The sequence below is a fragment of the Sphaerisporangium sp. NPDC049003 genome (assembly GCF_043197795.1).
In the GTDB taxonomy this organism is placed as follows: Bacteria; Actinomycetota; Actinomycetes; order Streptosporangiales; family Streptosporangiaceae; genus Sphaerisporangium.
The window spans coordinates 79,940-94,942 of record NZ_JBICTU010000009.1; the positions used below are offsets into that span (position 1 = coordinate 79,940).

The 15,003-nt window shown below is 66.2% G+C and carries 17 protein-coding genes, 1 tRNA gene and 1 pseudogene; 9 read left to right on the top strand and 10 right to left on the bottom strand.

Going from position 1 to position 15,003, the window contains the following annotated elements; genetic code table 11:
* Positions 1-67: 67 nt before the first annotated feature.
* The 3 genes from ACGFIV_RS12070 to ACGFIV_RS12080 all read left to right on the top strand — a co-directional run bounded on the left by ACGFIV_RS12070 (position 68) and on the right by ACGFIV_RS12080 (position 1,985).
* Positions 68-457, top strand: coding sequence for a hypothetical protein (locus ACGFIV_RS12070; RefSeq protein ID WP_358554471.1), 390 nt, complete (start codon positions 68-70; stop codon positions 455-457).
* Between the two features lies 1 nt (position 458).
* A complete protein-coding gene (locus ACGFIV_RS12075) occupies positions 459-1,103 on the top strand; it encodes a class F sortase (RefSeq protein WP_358554474.1) in 645 nt (214 codons plus the stop codon).
* A gap of 102 nt (positions 1,104-1,205) precedes the next feature.
* A complete protein-coding gene (locus ACGFIV_RS12080; protein WP_358554477.1) occupies positions 1,206-1,985 on the top strand; it encodes an arylamine N-acetyltransferase in 780 nt (259 codons plus the stop codon).
* Positions 1,986-1,989: 4 nt separating this feature from the next.
* On the opposite strand, the gene ACGFIV_RS12085 is transcribed toward ACGFIV_RS12080, so the two are convergent.
* Together ACGFIV_RS12085 and ACGFIV_RS12090 are read right to left on the bottom strand one after the other, a co-directional pair.
* Positions 1,990-2,901 carry a DUF72 domain-containing protein gene (locus ACGFIV_RS12085; protein ID WP_358554479.1) on the bottom strand — a complete coding sequence of 304 codons (912 nt, stop codon included), beginning with the start codon at positions 2,899-2,901 and terminating at the stop codon, positions 1,990-1,992.
* 11 nt (positions 2,902-2,912) lie between these two features.
* Positions 2,913-3,743 (bottom strand): MBL fold metallo-hydrolase, encoded by an 831-nt coding sequence (locus ACGFIV_RS12090; protein WP_392834294.1) that lies wholly within the window; start codon positions 3,741-3,743, stop codon positions 2,913-2,915.
* A gap of 177 nt (positions 3,744-3,920) precedes the next feature.
* Between ACGFIV_RS12090 and ACGFIV_RS12095 the strand changes: the two genes are divergently transcribed.
* On the top strand, positions 3,921-4,220 hold the full coding sequence (locus ACGFIV_RS12095; protein ID WP_358554485.1) for a DUF3224 domain-containing protein: 300 nt from the start codon (positions 3,921-3,923) through the stop codon (positions 4,218-4,220).
* A 281-nt stretch (positions 4,221-4,501) separates the two neighbouring features.
* On the opposite strand, the gene ACGFIV_RS12100 is transcribed toward ACGFIV_RS12095, so the two are convergent.
* Both ACGFIV_RS12100 and ACGFIV_RS12105 read right to left on the bottom strand, forming a co-directional pair.
* Entirely contained in the window at positions 4,502-4,870 is a 369-nt protein-coding gene (locus ACGFIV_RS12100; RefSeq protein ID WP_358554488.1) for a hypothetical protein, read from the bottom strand.
* Positions 4,871-5,073: 203 nt separating this feature from the next.
* Positions 5,074-6,051: a YafY family protein gene (locus tag ACGFIV_RS12105; protein ID WP_358554491.1), complete on the bottom strand. Its 978-nt coding sequence runs from the start codon at positions 6,049-6,051 to the stop codon at positions 5,074-5,076.
* 44 nt (positions 6,052-6,095) lie between these two features.
* Between ACGFIV_RS12105 and ACGFIV_RS12110 the strand changes: the two genes are divergently transcribed.
* From ACGFIV_RS12110 to ACGFIV_RS12125, 4 genes are all read left to right on the top strand, one after another.
* The gene (locus ACGFIV_RS12110; RefSeq protein ID WP_392834299.1) at positions 6,096-6,566 is read left to right on the top strand and encodes a hypothetical protein; all 471 of its coding nucleotides are present in this window, start codon (positions 6,096-6,098) and stop codon (positions 6,564-6,566) included.
* Positions 6,567-6,854: 288 nt separating this feature from the next.
* A complete protein-coding gene (locus tag ACGFIV_RS12115; protein WP_211264163.1) occupies positions 6,855-6,974 on the top strand; it encodes a DLW-39 family protein in 120 nt (39 codons plus the stop codon).
* 60 nt (positions 6,975-7,034) lie between these two features.
* Complete coding sequence (locus ACGFIV_RS12120) at positions 7,035-7,760, top strand: HAD family hydrolase (protein ID WP_358554498.1); 726 nt, start codon at positions 7,035-7,037, stop codon at positions 7,758-7,760.
* 15 nt (positions 7,761-7,775) lie between these two features.
* Positions 7,776-7,848, top strand: a tRNA-Ala gene (locus tag ACGFIV_RS12125).
* Between the two features lie 52 nt (positions 7,849-7,900).
* Here ACGFIV_RS12125 and ACGFIV_RS12130 read toward each other — a convergent pair.
* The 5 genes and pseudogenes from ACGFIV_RS12130 to ACGFIV_RS12150 form a co-directional block, all read right to left on the bottom strand.
* The gene (locus tag ACGFIV_RS12130) at positions 7,901-8,206 is read right to left on the bottom strand and encodes a tyrosine-type recombinase/integrase (RefSeq protein WP_358554501.1); all 306 of its coding nucleotides are present in this window, start codon (positions 8,204-8,206) and stop codon (positions 7,901-7,903) included.
* A gap of 392 nt (positions 8,207-8,598) precedes the next feature.
* Positions 8,599-8,979, bottom strand: coding sequence for a hypothetical protein (locus ACGFIV_RS12135; protein WP_358554504.1), 381 nt, complete (start codon positions 8,977-8,979; stop codon positions 8,599-8,601).
* 281 nt (positions 8,980-9,260) lie between these two features.
* Complete coding sequence (locus ACGFIV_RS12140; RefSeq protein ID WP_358554506.1) at positions 9,261-9,527, bottom strand: hypothetical protein; 267 nt, start codon at positions 9,525-9,527, stop codon at positions 9,261-9,263.
* 507 nt (positions 9,528-10,034) lie between these two features.
* Complete coding sequence (locus ACGFIV_RS12145) at positions 10,035-12,122, bottom strand: ISAzo13 family transposase (protein ID WP_358554509.1); 2,088 nt, start codon at positions 12,120-12,122, stop codon at positions 10,035-10,037.
* A gap of 49 nt (positions 12,123-12,171) precedes the next feature.
* Positions 12,172-12,948: pseudogene (locus tag ACGFIV_RS12150) on the bottom strand (IS256 family transposase); the annotation flags it as partial.
* Between the two features lie 716 nt (positions 12,949-13,664).
* On the opposite strand from ACGFIV_RS12150, the gene ACGFIV_RS12155 reads away from it, so the two are divergent.
* The gene (locus ACGFIV_RS12155; RefSeq protein ID WP_358554512.1) at positions 13,665-13,973 is read left to right on the top strand and encodes a hypothetical protein; all 309 of its coding nucleotides are present in this window, start codon (positions 13,665-13,667) and stop codon (positions 13,971-13,973) included.
* 111 nt (positions 13,974-14,084) lie between these two features.
* Here ACGFIV_RS12155 and ACGFIV_RS12160 read toward each other — a convergent pair whose 3' ends face one another.
* A complete protein-coding gene (locus ACGFIV_RS12160; RefSeq protein WP_358554515.1) occupies positions 14,085-14,414 on the bottom strand; it encodes a hypothetical protein in 330 nt (109 codons plus the stop codon).
* Positions 14,415-15,003: the final 589 nt, after the last annotated feature.

The following is a 15,003-nucleotide window of genomic DNA, read 5'->3' on the forward strand; positions in this document are numbered from 1 at the left end:
CCAGTGACGTCTGTGTCCGGTGCGTGTCGGTGGAGCTGTTCCGACCCGTCACCGCTGAGGAGGATGTATGCGATTCGCCCGTACCGCCCTGATGGCGGCCGCTCTCGGCGTCGCCATGCTGACCGTGGCCGGACCGGCCATGGCCGATGACAGGCCCCACGCCACTCCGAGTCCGGTGCCGAGCAAGCAGGCCGCCCGCCCGAGTCCGGTGCCGAGCAGGCAGGCCGCCCGCCCGAGTGCCGTGCCGAGCAGGCAGGTCACCCGCCCGAGTGCCGTGCCGGTGGCCGGCTCCCGTACGGAGGATCCGCGGCAGGTCGTGGAAATCCCGAGGGGTGCTCCGGAGACCGGCGGTGGCCCCGGCGCGAACCCCCTGCTCCCGCTCGGTGGAGCCCTTCTCGCCGCGGGGGCCGGGACGGGCGTGCTGGTGCTGCGCCGTCGTGCGCACGATCAAGCCTGAAATGCCCCGAGTGCGACGCGTCGGCGGCCGTCATGCCCTGGGCCTCACGGCCGCCGCCGCCATCCTGACAGGGGCCGTATTGGTCATGCTGCCCCCGGAAGATCCCCCCGCGCCGCCACCCGTATCCGCACAGGTGGGCGCGCCGTCGCCCCCCGGCCCGTACCGAAGCCGTCCCGTCTCAGCCGACCCCGTTCTCGTACGGTCCGAGCCCCGGCGCCTGGACATACCGAAGATCGGCGTCCACGTGTCCCTCGGCAGGCTCGGGCTCAAGCCGGACGGCACGGTGCGGATCCCGCCGGTCGAGCACCCCGAGTGGGCGGGCTGGTATGAGAAAGGGGCCTCTCCCGGGGAGCGAGGGGCGGCGGTGATCCTCGGCCACGTCGACGGAGGAGGTCGCAAGGGCGTCTTCTTCGACCTCGGGCGCATGCGCGCCGGTGACGCCGTCTCCGTGACCCGTACGGACGGCTCGGTGGCCCGGTTCGTGGTGGAGTCGGTCGAACTCGTTCCCAAGAACAAGTTCCCCAGCCGGCGCGTGTACGGCCCGCTCGGTCACGCGGGTCTCCGCCTGGTGACGTGCGGCGGCACCTTCAACCGGCAGACCGGCCACTACACGGGCAACGTGATCGTCTACGCCTATCTGACCTGACCGGCCCAGACCGCCCGGGGCCGGCAAAGCCGCCTTCAAGAGTTGATCTGCGGCAGTATGGCCGGTGGGACGTGCGACGGCGCGCTGGACGTGGAGAGCCGCATGAAGGACTCAGAGGTGGGGGCCTATCTGGCCCGGATTGGTGCCGCGCGGCCCGATCGCCCCGACGCCGAGGCGCTGCGGCGGTTGCAGCAGGCGCATCTGCTGTCGGTGCCGTTCGAGAACCTCAGCATCCACCTGGGCGAACCGATCGTGCTCGACGAGCGGTCGCTCGTGGAGAAGATCGTCGATCGCCGGAGGGGCGGGTTCTGCTACGAACTCAACGGGGCGTTCGGCACGCTGCTCACCGCGCTCGGCTACCGGGTGACGCTGCTGCAAGCCCGGGTCTTCGACGGTGATCGTGCCGGGCCTCCTTTCGACCACCTCGCCCTGCGGGTCGATCTGGACGAGCCGTGGCTGGTCGACGTCGGTTTCGGGAAGTTCAGCCGGCACCCGCTGCGCCTGGCGGCGCGGGATGACCAGCACGATCCGGACGGGGTGTTCCGGATCATCGAGAACGGCCGGCACGGGGACGTGGACGTCATCCTGGACGGCAGGCCCGAGTACCGGCTGGACCTGCGGCCGTACGAGCTGAGCGACTTCGTCCCGACCTGCTGGTGGCAGCAGACCTCGCCGCGGTCCCACTTCACCCGGTCGCTGACGTGTTCCCTGATGACCGACTCCGGGCGGATCACCCTGAGCGGCGCCAAGCTCATCAACACCGTCGACGGAGAGCGCCGGGAGTTCGTCCTGGACGGCGACGCCGACGTCCTCACCGCCTACCGCACGTACTTCGGCATCACCCTCGACAGGGTGCCCACCGTGCCCGCCGCGCCGGAGTGAGCGTTCACTCGGCGGGCGGTGGGCGCACGGGGCAGGACGGCATGTTCCTGAGCAGGTCGGCGAGCTGGCGGGCGTTGGTCTGGGCGTAGTCGCGGTAACAGTTGTTCATGAGCACATGCGTGCTGGCGGTCTCCCTTGCGAGCTCGCACAACTTCGGCGTCCACTCCTTCAGCTCCTCGGGAGAGTAGAGGTAGCCGAACCGTTCGTAGATGTCCCGGCTGGTCCACTTGTCGCTGTGGCCGTGGAACCGCACGATCTCCAGATCGGACGTGGCCGCGACGACCGGAGGGATCGAGCACGGGTACCCCTGTGGCATGTCGAGGCAGACGTACGGGATGGCATACGAGCGCAGGAAATCGAGGGTCTCGGCCTGGTTCTCCTCGGTCATCCAGGTCCTGTTGCGGAACTCGACCGAGATCCTCAGCGGTTCGCAGCGTCGCTTGCACTCCAGGATGTAGTGCTTGTTGCGCTTGCTGATCGGGAACCAGCGCGGGAACTGGAACAGCACCGCCCCGAACTTCTCCGCCTTCCAGAGCGGCATCAGCGCGGACACGAAGCGCTCCCACACCTGGTCCACCAGGGCCGGATCCAGATCCTTTACGTAGAGGTTCTTCTTGCCGGGCGCCATCTCGACCCGCAGGTCCTTCGGCAGCGCCGCGGGACGGGTCGGATGACAGGTCAGCAGTGAGAACGCCTTGACGTCGAAGGTGAAGTCCCGCGGTGTCCGCTCCGCCCACAGCCGCGCCGTCTCCTCGGCGGGCGTCGCGTAGTAGGTCGAATCGACCTCCACAAGCGGGAAGACGCGCGCGTAGTACCGCAGCCTCTCCTCGGGCGTCGTGACGTCCGGCGGATACCAGCCGGACCGCAGGAGCGTCTTGTCCGTCCACGACGCCGTGCCGACCAGGATCTCCCCCACGAGGGCGGCCGTTACCGGGCTCCGTGCCCCGTGCGGCGCCCGAGGAGGTGGTAGGTCTCGCCGCGCGTGATGTAGCGGACCCGGCCGGACAGCCCGAGACGGTTGACGTGGTGGCGGAAGTCGTCCAGCCCCGAGGAGAACGCCTCGTAGTCGTCGTAGTGGACGGGCAGGGTGTAGCTCGGGTTGATCAGCTCCACCCAGTGGGCGCCCTGCGTGCCGTCCATGGTCACCAGCAGCGTCCCGAGCAGCTTGGTGCCGCCCAGGTGGACGATCGCGAGGTCGATCTCCGGGAAGCGCTTGGGGATCGCCGCGAGGCGTTCGTCCAGCAGAGTGTCCCCGCTGATGTGGAGGCGAAGGCCCACCTCGCCGCCGCCCCGGCCGAACTCCAGCATGCTCCCCATGACCGGTGGCAGCAGCTTCTCGGCGAACCCCGGCGCGTGGCGTGCCGGCAGAGAGGTGATCGTCAGGGTGTTGTCCCCGCGGCGCAGCCTGCGGTCCTGCCAGGTCTCCAGGCTGATCGCGTTGCGGAACCCCTGGCGCGTGAGCCGCTCGGCGGCGTGGGGGGTGGTGATGATCGGCAAGTCCGGGTCCAGCCCGTCGCGTGCCACGCGATCCCAGTGGTCGCCGTGCATGTGGGACAGCACGACGGCGTCGACTTCCGGAAGCAGGCTGATCTCGATCGCCGGATTGGTGCGACGGCGGGTGCTGATGCCCCATCCGAGATAGGCGCGCTGGCCGCGATGGAGGAAGTTCGGATCGGTCAGCAGGGTGAAGCCATGAGAGCGAATCAGCGTTGTGGCGTTTCCGATGAAGAAGACACTCGCTTCTGCTGCGTCGGGCATCTCAATCCCCCCCGTCTCCTGATATTTCAGGTTAAGCACACGGGACGGCATCGCCTCGGCTCGGGGGCGGCATAGTAGCTGGTCAGGGGGCTCACTCCTCCGGTCCGTACGGCCGGCCCACGTATGAGTGGAAGCCAACGCGCAATATCCACAGCATGTGGACAAGGGGGAGGCGTGGTGCCCCCGGATGTTCTTCGCGGCGGGATGTTCTCGCGGCGCGGGGGATCAGACGACGGAGAAGAGGTCGAGGGCTCGGCGGCCTACGTGGGGTTCGAGCGCTTCACCGGTGGCGTCCACGGGCGGAAAGGGAGCTTCGTGCTGCACCACACCGCTACGGGCTCCGCCGGCGAGCAGTCGCTGAGCTGGACCATCCTGCCCGACTCCGGAACCGGTGAGCTGCTGGGCATCCGCGGCGGGGGCCAGATCATCCCCGACGACGGCGAGCACTTCTTCCACCTGGACTACGAGCTGGACTGACCACAAACGCCCTGCGGCACCATTGCCACGGCCGGGGTCCCCCGGGACGTACGGCCGTCGTCTGACCGTGTACGACCGGACGGGGCCCCCAATGGAGTACGGCCGGCTCGGGTCGGGTCGCCAGTCCCACCCGAGCCGGCCGTCCAGCCCGCCTCGTACCGTCGGCGCGCGACTCTCCGCCGGTGCGCGCGCCAACCGGTCAAGCTCGATCTAGATGCGGAATAGGCCGGAAACGCCGGCTAGACCGGATACTCCACCTGTCTCAGCTCGCGTCATCTGTCTCAGCTCGCGTCGGCGCAGATCACGTACACGCTGATCCCGACCGTGGCGAAGTTGTTCTGGCGGCCGAGGCCGATCCAGCCACCGGCGTCGTCGGTGGGGAAGGAACCGACCAGGATGGCGTCGTTGCCCTGGGCCTCGGCGCCACCTCCGATCGCCCTCTTACCGCTCGGGCACCGGATCGTACGCCGTGCGAAGTTGGCGACGTTGGCGTTGGGCAGTTTGAGGAGCTGGTAACCGCTGAAGTCCGCGACGGCGCCGGGACCTGCCGGCGTGGAGTCCGCGTACGACGCCGGCACCGCCACCGCCGCCACACCCGCGCTGCTGACCACCGCGGTCAGTGCGAGAGTCGTAAGCCATCTGGCTTGCATCTGTTCTCCTTGGATAGTCCCCCGTCCACCCGAGGCGAGCCCCCAGGCGGTTTCCGGCAGGCGTTCTACCGGAGCGGGAAGTGCTCACTTCGTCACTCACAGTAATCATCTCCAACTCTGAGTGTCCATTCTGGGGAGCGCGGCCGTGTCGTAGCACTCAGGAGAGACCCACCCACGCCTCCCGATCTGCTCCGACGCGTGGGTCAGGAGCTGAGATACAACCCCGCGAGCTCGCGCGCGGTGGACTCCAAGCGCTCGCGCAGCTCGTACGGCTTGAGCACCTCGACCAGCGCGCCCAGCTTCATGAACTCGGTCTGGGCGTGGTCAAGGGACTCGATCGGTACCACGGCCGTCACCCAGCCGTCCTCGTCGGGGGCGGTTGAGGTCGCGTCGACGGCCTGCGTCACGGCGGTGCTCATCAGCTCGCCCATACGCCGCCGTCCGGGAGGCGAGAGCCGTATGGTCGCCTCGCCCTGATAGAGCCGGGCGCGGAACTCCGCGAGAAAGGACCGCCAGTAGCAGGCGATGTCGAAGTCCGGTGGCCGCTCGAAAGTCTGGTCCAGCACGGTCAGGCTGAGAACCTGATGCACGCGGTACGTGCGCACGTGCTCGCCGCCGCGCGCCACGAGGTACCACTTCCCGCCCTTGAGCACGACGGCGTAGGGCTCCAGGATCCGCGTGACCCGCGTCGGCTCCTTCCAGCGGCGGTAGCAAACCTGGATCACGCGCTCGTTCCACACCGCGTCGGCGATCGGGGCGAGATGGGGTGACTGCTCTCCGTCGTAGTACCAGCCGTGCGCGTCCAGGTGGAACCGCTCCTGGATGCGGGCCGCCCGGTCACGCAACTCGGCCGGGAGTGCCGCCTGGAGCTTGAGCTGGGCCGCCGTCACCACCGCACCGAGCCCGAGCTCGGCCGCCGGCCCGGGCATCCCGGCCAGGAACAGCGCCTCGGCCTCGTCAGGGGTCAGCCCGGTCAGACGTGTGCGGTAGCCGTTCAGCAACTGGTAGCCCCCCGCCGGGCCCGCGTCTCCGTACAGCGGGACGCCCGCCGCGTGCAGGGACTCGACGTCGCGGTAGATGGTCCGTACGGAGACCTCAAGGGTCTCGGCCAGTTGGCGCGCGGTGAGCCGGCCTCGGGTCTGGAGGAGGAGAAGGATGGAAAGCAGCCGACTCGCGCGCATATCGCTGACAATACGTGTCAGTATGCGCGGCCTACGGTCCAATAGTGGCTTTTACCGAAAAGTACCTTCGTATATCGCCCGTGATCGAGACGGCCGGTAGGCAGATCAAGCGCTATCACGTCAGCACCCTCGACACCGAGATCGAGGAGACGATCCAGCGAGCGGCCTACGCGTTCCTGCCCCGGCTGCTGCCCGAACTGGACGAGACCCCGCCGGTCGCCTTCACCGTCCTGCACCGGGCGAAGGAGGCCGCGTACCTCAACGCCTACACCTGGGTGTGGGACAACGTGCTGGAGTGCCATACGGCCGCGGCCGGCATGCCCTTCCTGGGCTGCGACGACACGGACCCGGCCAACTTCAAGGAACTCCCGAAGCCGTGGATCGGCTGCGTCTGGGAGCTTCCGCCTCTGGAGCACGAGAGAGCGGCCTGGGTACGCCACATGCTCGCACCCGACATCCCTCGCCTTTCCGCCTATCTCACCGACGTGTCGGCCGAGGGCATGGTGGGCGGCTGACCGGCTCCCGTACGGGCCGATGTCCGCTCTCGGACGAAACCTCCGAGGTGGGCCGTCCGATCTCCGTACGGAGTAATGCCTGATCAGGCCGTTGGTCGGCTCTTACCTGAAGGGCTGAAGCTCGTAACGGATGTCGCAAAGAGGCTTCCGTATCGGAAGATTGTGGACAACCGCTTCTCGTGCGACCCGGGGAGGGAGCCGATCCCTTGCTAGGCTGCAAGCATCTGTTACGAACCCGGCGTCGTCTCATCCTCGGCTGATGAGACCGTTGAGAAGTGGGGTTACACCGTGAAGAAGCTGCTCGTTCTCGCGCTCGTTGCCCTCGGGGGGCTACTGGTCTGGCGCAAGGTGCAGGCTGACCGCGCCGAGCTTGATCTGTGGACTGAGGCAACCGGCAGCGAGAACTGACCATCTGGGCTGCCGATGCGGGTGCGTGAAATGGTTCCGGATCAAGGCGGAGGTGATGGCATGACCAGCGCCTCACCCATCAAACTTGCCTGCCTCGATCTGGCCGGCACCACGATCGGTGACATCGCCATGGTGGAGCGGGCGTTCGCAGAGGCGATCGCGACGCAGGGCATAGTCCCCGGGACCGGGGCATATGCGCGGGCCATGGTGCACGTGCATCGGTCCCGGGGTTGTCCCAAGATCGAAGTCTTCCGGGGCATCTTCCCCGGCAACGAGGCCCAGGCCCAGGCGGCCAACCTCACGTTCGAGCGCTCCTACGAGGACGCGATCGAGCGGTCCGGCCTCGTCCCCGTGCCCGGCACCGTCGAGGCCCTGGAGAAGTTACGGGCCTCCGGGGTGAAGATCTGCGTGATCACCGGCTTCAGCCGCGCGACTCTCGGCCGGGTGCTGAGCTCCGTCGGCTGGATGGACAAGATCGACCTCGCCCTCTGCCCTGAGGACGCCGGACGGGGGCGTCCCTGGCCCGACATGGTGCTCACCGCGGTGCTCCGGCTCCGCATCGACGACGTCCGTCACGTCGCGGTAGCAGGCGACTCCGAGAGCGACATGCTCTGCGGGAGCCGCGCCGGCGCCTCGATCGTGGCCGGCGTGCTGACCGGCGTCCACAGCCACGAACGCCTCATGCGCGGCGGCGCGACACAGATAATCGACTCCATCGCCGACTTCCCCAGCCTCATCCTCAACAGCGAACCGAGCCGGGCACCGGTAGCCACTTCCTCCCGGTAAGCTGTCCTCCAGCACGGGGCCTTAGCTCAGTTGGCAGAGCGCCTGCTTTGCAAGCAGGATGTCAGGAGTTCGAATCTCCTAGGCTCCACCGACAAGAAAACCCAGGTCAGGGATGCTTTTCCCTGCCTGGGTTTCTCGCTTTAATCGGCCGCTTTTCGCTTCCGTGCCCGTTGCGTGCCCGATGCCTTCTGTAGCTGGTCTCTGGCGAGGCTGTCGAGCTTGTCGGCGACCTGACGCTGACGCTCGTTCGAGCCGTGTTGGTAGACCATGGCGGCCCGAGTGCTGGAGTGGCCCATGCGATCCATCAGCTCCCGGATCGACGCCCCGGCGTTCGCAGCGAGGGTGTTGCCGGTATGGCGTAGGTCGTGAAAGTGGATCTTCGGTAGTCCGGCATCGGCGAGCGCCTTGCCCCAGAATCGCCGATTGAAGTTGCTGTTCCAGCTCACTGGCATCCGAAGCCTTCGCCATCCGCGTCCTGGACGCCATACACCACGGCGACACGCCGGCCATCCGCCACACGACGGCACCCACCTGCTCTAAGCCCCACCGGGAGCATTGCCGAATTGTTCTTGTGAGTTATCAAGGCGACGGCGCTCCGCGCCGCCGCACGGCCCGCCGCCCGCCTGCTCGGCCGGGCGTGCGGCGTAGGCGCCGGTCCCGGCCGGCGGCGGGAACACGGGCCGCCCGCCGCCCGGAGCATCCGCCACACCAACGCGACCCGCCACCCCAGGGCGCGCCGTCGCCGACCCCGCTACCCACACCACTGATCGCGATGCGGGTCCTTTGTCGATCAGACACGGCATAGCACGCCATCCTGCGCACTCCCGTAGCGACTGGCCTACCAGATCCACAAAGCGTGTTGACGGCCCTCAGCAGCGTTTTCAGGGATCACGAGATGCGCGGCCTCCGGACCTTTGCGGGAGTCAGAGTCCAATGGAACGGCAAACCGGTGCTCACCGGAGTCCACCGCAAAGAACCTGTCCGGTACCAGCTCGTATTCGTCGATCACCTTGCCGATGTAGTAGCGCATAACGACAGGCTCATTTCCTTTGGGAAACCGCCAACCCGAGCATCCATACAGACCGAAAGGATCTGCGAGTGCTCGCAGGACCATGCCATCAAAATGCAGCTCCACGTAGTCACGCACAAAACAGATCGCACTCACTTCGCGTCCCACGAGCAATGCGAGTCCTTCATGCGAGCACTCTGTGCCGACCATGTGTTCATACTCGCATGGAAGCATGGCACGGGTCCCGTCCTCCTCGCTGGTCGAGTGTCCCGGTTGAGGCCGCCGAGTCAAGCGCCTTCGGCGTCGCTACGCGATCAACTTCGTTGACCCTTGACACGGCGGCCTCGCCCTGGGGATCGGCAGCTACGAGGAGGACGGGAGAGGACCAGGGGACGCGCGGGGTACTGCAAACGCGTACTGCAACAGCCCTACACAACCGCTCACGATCACGCCCGTCGGCCACCGTCGCGAGCCAGGCCGCGGTCCCCGGATCATGGGGCGAACGGTCCTGATAAGGAAGACGTCAGCTCATCGACATCGTGCTCCGAACCGGTGAAGGTTTCTGGACACCCCAACAGGCGGCGACTTAGGGTTCTGATCATGAAGCGTTCGACGGTCGCGATGCTCGTGGTTGCTTGCTTGGGAATCGGCACAGCTGTGATCGCTCCTACCGCAAACATCTGCTGACCTCTGGCTGCACCGCTGATGACGACCAGCTCGCCGCATCTCTGGCCACGCTCGGTATCCTCGATGTTCATCCGCCGACGGCGACCCCCGAAGGGAAACGCGATTCTGCTTGCGAAACTGACGACCGAGTAGTGGCTGTATGGCAGTCCTACCGCCACTCTGGCTCGCGAGTCGATTTGCTGTCCTTCTATCAAGACTTCGCAATCAAGGAAGGCTGGAGTCCGGCCCCGGATAATCAAGGTGGGGAACTGAGTTGCTTCATCAAATCCATCGAGGGGAAGGATATATACCTTTCCGTAAAATTCCCCAGTACGGATCGCGAGGAGTCCCGCGAGGGATTCGACGTCAACGTCAGCGCTTCTTTGCGTGGCGAGGGCTGGTGTCCGTCTTGATAAGGAAGCGGTCGCCGAGCAGTCGTCCGGGCATCGCGGGTTGCAGTTCAGGGTGATCCAGGGGCGTTCAGAGCAGACCGCGCATGCCCACTGACCTGCATTGAACCGTCTGGAACCATGATCGTCCGAGCTTTTAATCCGATTGCAGACCAGCAGCGCTGCTGGTTTCACAGAAGCCGTAAGGAATCAACCTGTCGGCGTGTCGCGGTGCTCTGGTGCTGTAGCGAGGAGATCGGCCGCGCTGCGATAGCGGGTAGGTGCTCGGTCGGGAAGGTGGCCTTCCTGCTCCAGCAGCGGGCGGACCCATGCTCTGGCGTTGCCGATGGTGCGTCTGCTCACCTGAAACAATTCCGCCACCACATCCCAGCTGCAGACCTTGCGTAGGCCGAGAATGACCGCGAGGACACGCTCGGCGTCGGTGATCTTCTCGTTGAAGACACCACCGCGGGCTGTCTGCTGTCGATCTCCGCCGCGCTGGCGATGCTTGCGCCGCTCAGCCTCGGCGGCCTGGCGCTTCGACAACCGCTTGATCAGCCGTTCCAGCTCAGGTCGACTTATGCCGGTCAGAGCCGGATCGCCGAGGGCGTCCAGCCGGTTCGGCCGGGCCGGCATGGTGTCGCTGTCCAGAAAGGCCCGAAGGGCGGCCACGCTGGTGAAGCGTAGGACGGTGGGGTTGGTCGTGTGCTTATGCTCGGCCAGGAGCTTGGCGGTCTCAGCGATCGCCATGCCGATGGAGTAGGTGTTGACTTCGATCATCTCGGACAAGACCCGCTGAGAGCAGATCTGCCGCTGGTAGACGACGGTGAGCAAGACCTTGTCGGCGTCGCTGAGCAGGGGTCGGCCGTGATTGCCCTTGGCTTGGCGGCGCGGGCCGCCGCGCTGCTGGAAGTAGCGTTGTTCGGCACGGGCCGCCTGCGCCGGGGCCAGGGAGGTGGCCAGCTCACCCAATGCTTGGCGGCTCATGCCGGTCAGGCGAGGGTCGGCCAGGGTGCGCAGGGCGCAGGCCCGGATCTGGTCGCGGTCACTGGCTTGGATGACAGCAGTCTTGTGGTCTGCGGCCGGGCCGATGGTGTAGTTCCACATTCCGCGCTGGGCGTGGGACCTGATCGGCAGTGCGTTCATGCGCTCAGTGCTGACCGACACGCCCAGCGGGTAGGCGCCGGAATCGAGTTCGGCCTCGACGCGCAGCCCGGTGCGTGTGCGGGTGGCGGCGATGCTGTTCACGACGACTTCGTGGCTGGTCAGGGGCCTGCCCCGCCAGTTCATCGTGATGTGGGAGAACAATCGATGCTCAATTTTGTTCCATTTGGAGGTGCCCGGCGGGAAGTGGCAGACCGTGATGGTCAACCCCGTCTCGGCGGCGAAGTCGGCAAGTTCGGCCTTCCAGGCCCGGTAGCGGTAGCTGTTGGAGCCGCCGCAGTCTGCTGTGATCAGTAACCGGGAGGCGTCCGCATAGTCTGCTCGGCCGCGGGAGTGCCACCAGCGGCGGATCGAGGCCACCGCGAACGCCGAGGTGTCGTGGTCCACCCCGACGTTCACCCAGCCCCGATCGGCGGACAGGTCGTAGATGCCATAGGGGATGGCATGCGGGACATCCGGGCCGGAGAAGAAGAAGCTGTGGTCTTCGACCTGAACCGGGTCGCCCTTGGGGCGCCACTGCCGCCCGGCATTGGGCATCTGCCCAAGCTGCTCCTTCTTCTTGGTATCGACGCTGATCACCGGCTGCCCGGCGGCCTGGTGCTCCTTGACCTGCTCGTTGACATAGCCGAACTGGGCATCTCGGTCGGGATGCTGCTTGCCCTCCAGCGTCTTGGTGTTGGCCTGCAGGCTGAAGCCTTGCTCCTTCAACAGCCTGCCCACCGTCGGGGCGGAGACCGGATGCCCTTGCCGGGCCAGTGCCTCGGCCAGGTTCCGCAGCGACTTGGTGGTCCAGCGCAGCGGCGACATCGGATCCCCGCGCTCGTCTGGCTCTACCAAAGCCAGTAGCGCCGGAACCAGCTGCAGATCTTGATCCTCAGCAGCCCTTCGTCCTCCTCCTGGCTTCCTGACTCGACCGTATGGGAGTGGATTGTCGCCAGCCTCAAGTTCGAACACGCCGTTGCGGACGGTGGTCTCGCTGACACCGGCCACCTGGGCGACAGTCCGCACCCCGCCGTGACCGAGCAGCCGGGCTTCGGTCGCCAGCAGCAACCGCCGCTGTCGTTCGTTCAGATGAGGCAGCAGCACGTCGAACTTCACCGAGAGTTGCTCGCGGACCTCGCTCGGGATGGGCATATCCTCCCAACGAATCAAAGATCGGAAAGCAACGCCTTATTTCTTGACGGCTCCAGTGCGTCCGGCATCGCTGCCAGCACGCGCCGGGCAGGGCAGCAGCCACCGCGGACACCAGACCGGTGTGGGCATCAGAGATCACCAGTTGCACGCCCGATAGTCCGCGGGCCACCAGGCCACGCAGGAAGGTCAGCCACTCGGCGCCGTCCTCGGCCGAGGTGACCTCCAGACCGAGGATCTCGCGGTTGCCGTTGCTGTTGACCGCGGTGGCCACCAGCACGTGCACGTTGATGGTCCGGCCGCCCTCGCGGACCTTCTGGGTCAGGGCGTCCAGCCACACAAAGCAGTACGGGCCGGCGTCCAGCGGCCGGCTGCGGAACGCCTCCACCTGGCCGTCCAGCACTTTGGCCATCTCCGAGACCTGGCTTTTGGAGATGTGCTTGATCCCCAGCTGCTCGACCAGTTTGTCCACCCGCCGGGTCGACACGCCCAGCAGATAGGAAGTGGCGACCACGCTGATCAGCGCCTGCTCGGCCCGGCGCCGGCGTTCCAGCAGCCAATCGGGGAAGTAGGAGCCCTGCCGCAGTTTGGGGATGGCCAACTCCACGGTGCCGGCGCGGGTGTCCCACTCGCGAGTGCGGTAGCCGTTACGCCGGTTGGTCCGCTCCCCGCTGCGCTGCCCGTACTCGGCACCGCACACCCCGTCGGCCTCGGCCGACATCAACGACTCGGCCATGGTCTTCACCATGGATCGCAACAGATCCCGATCCCCGGACTCGATCTGCTTCGCCAGCCAGCTCGCAGGATCCACACTGTCGTTGACGGCCATCCTGTTCTCCTTCGATCTTGATCTTCGCACTCGAAGGATCACGCGATGGCCGTCCTCATTTCACGACGCCACGCTGACTACCAGCGGAAACTCGTACACCACCTCCGTGGACGCAACCGACGATTGCTCCTGGTTCCTCCGTAGCGGTGCGTAGCTCACATGATCTCGCATGGACATCCTCCAACCTGCTAGTTCGGCAGCTTGGCTGTACAGCCACCGGTACAGCCAAGAGCACGGATGACTACGGATTCCGGCGAACCATGACGGACGCCGTACGCCCAGGTGAGAGCCGTAGACCTTGATTGAATCGTCTTCCTTAATCCGCAGGTTTCCGAGTCGGCTGGCTCCCTGTTACGCAGGAGTGAGGACGGTCTCCGGTGCTATCCAGCGGTCAGACAAACGCGTTATCGACGCGGCAGCTTGGCCGTCCCCTCGATGCTTTAGTTGAGGACGGAGAGTGGCGGAAGGGGGCCGAGGCCGAGATACCGGCCTACGGCGGCTAGGGCCGAGCAAGATCGGCGTACGTATCTGCAAGCAGGATGTCAGGAGTTCGAATCTCCTAGGCTCCACCCCAGCTCAAAGGCCACATCCCAAGATCGGGAAGTGGCCCTTTTTGACGCGTACAGCAGCACACCTCCTCTCAAGCTGCCCTGGCGACCGCCTGGCCCACCCCGAAAGTGTCCTAAATGTGAACATAGGGCTCTAGTGTGATCACCGTGCGTAAGTCGATCATTGCGGCTCTTGCCGCAGCAAGTCTGCTGTTCACCGCCGGTACTCCCGCCTTCGCGGCCACCGACACTCATTCGCACACAGCCTCGGCTCGCTGGTGCGGACAAAAGCAACCCTCAGGCAGGTACTACTACAAGCACAAGAAGCACTGGGACTGCATCTCGCCCGGCGCCTTCTGCGCCGAGTCCCAGTACAACGATTACGGATACTCCATGCGGGCCGCCGCCCACACGACGCGCTACAAGTGCGTCCGGTACCCCAGCAACACCTGGCACTGGAAGCTCGTCGGCGCCTAGCAATCGCCGATGCAACTGAACAAGACTCAGACGGTACCGTCGAATCAGACGTCAATTTGCGCGGCTGATCGGCGGTACCGCATTTCTTTCATTTCCCAGGAGAACTGACCATCAGTGCCGCCATGGCGTTGTCAAGATCTTGCCACGCGGCCAGCGCTTGCCGTGAAGGTCGGATCGTTCGGCTTGGCGGACCTGGCGGATGAGTTCGGCGGGGCCGTCCTGGGCGAGGATGTCGAGGACTTGCCGCCAGGTGGCGAGTCCGAAGCGATCGACGAAGCGTGACGCGCCATCGCTGAGGAGCGCCGCCGCTCGGATCTGGTCGGCGGGCAGTGTTCCGGTGAGCGCTTGCTCGGCGGCGAGCGGATCAGGGGCCGCGACCCAGAATCCGCCGTCGCGGTTGTGGTGCGGAGCAACGGGGGCGGACCAGGGAACGGGCCGCACATGCCACGCCGCCCGCAGGTCGCCGGGGTGATCGCCGTGCCATTAGCGTGCCATTAAGGGCGGTGAACAGCGGTCAATCACGGACTGGTCTCTGTGCAGGTCGAGGCCGTTGCGGCTGAAGATCAGGCCGATTTGCAAGCAGGATGTCAGGAGTTCGAATCTCCTAGGCTCCACCGACAAGAAAACCCAGGTCAGGGATGCTTATCCCTGCCTGGGTTTCTCGCTTTAGTCGGCACTTCTTCGCGGTCGTAGCCGCGGTCACTGAGGACGACATCGGGGCGCCGACGAGGCCGGCCGCTCCGTCACGGACGAGCGGGATGGCCTCCAGCAGCGGCGCCAGCTGGGTGACGCAGCTCAGCGTGCACCCGGCGATATCCCACGTCGGGGTACCCCTTCGCCAACCGTACCACCAACTCCCAGATCTCCCTGCTCACCCGAGGGAGGGCGGACCGGCGCGGATACGTCTACCGGCGTCGGGCCAAGTGGTGGTGCCAGACCAGTGGCGTGCCCGGAGTCATCAGCCGGTGAGCCCGCAGCCCCGCTGGCAAGAACCGATCTTGTCTGAGCCGCCGTCTCGGGTTGATCCGCA

What these genes read in the sequence shown, in the direction of transcription:
- ACGFIV_RS12105 (WP_358554491.1), bottom strand. Translation starts at nt 6,051, where the DNA reads ATGCGCGCGAGTCGGCTGCTTTCCATCCTTCTCCTCCTCCAGACCCGA.
- ACGFIV_RS12100 (WP_358554488.1), bottom strand. Translation starts at nt 4,870, where the DNA reads ATGCAAGCCAGATGGCTTACGACTCTCGCACTGACCGCGGTGGTCAGC.
- ACGFIV_RS12145 (WP_358554509.1), bottom strand. Translation starts at nt 12,122, where the DNA reads ATGCCCATCCCGAGCGAGGTCCGCGAGCAACTCTCGGTGAAGTTCGAC.
- ACGFIV_RS12070 (WP_358554471.1), top strand. Translation starts at nt 68, where the DNA reads ATGCGATTCGCCCGTACCGCCCTGATGGCGGCCGCTCTCGGCGTCGCC.
- ACGFIV_RS12120 (WP_358554498.1), top strand. Translation starts at nt 7,035, where the DNA reads ATGACCAGCGCCTCACCCATCAAACTTGCCTGCCTCGATCTGGCCGGC.
- ACGFIV_RS12075 (WP_358554474.1), top strand. Translation starts at nt 459, where the DNA reads ATGCCCCGAGTGCGACGCGTCGGCGGCCGTCATGCCCTGGGCCTCACG.
- ACGFIV_RS12090 (WP_392834294.1), bottom strand. Translation starts at nt 3,743, where the DNA reads ATGCCCGACGCAGCAGAAGCGAGTGTCTTCTTCATCGGAAACGCCACA.
- ACGFIV_RS12140 (WP_358554506.1), bottom strand. Translation starts at nt 9,527, where the DNA reads ATGAACATCGAGGATACCGAGCGTGGCCAGAGATGCGGCGAGCTGGTC.
- ACGFIV_RS12080 (WP_358554477.1), top strand. Translation starts at nt 1,206, where the DNA reads ATGAAGGACTCAGAGGTGGGGGCCTATCTGGCCCGGATTGGTGCCGCG.
- ACGFIV_RS12135 (WP_358554504.1), bottom strand. Translation starts at nt 8,979, where the DNA reads ATGGTCGGCACAGAGTGCTCGCATGAAGGACTCGCATTGCTCGTGGGA.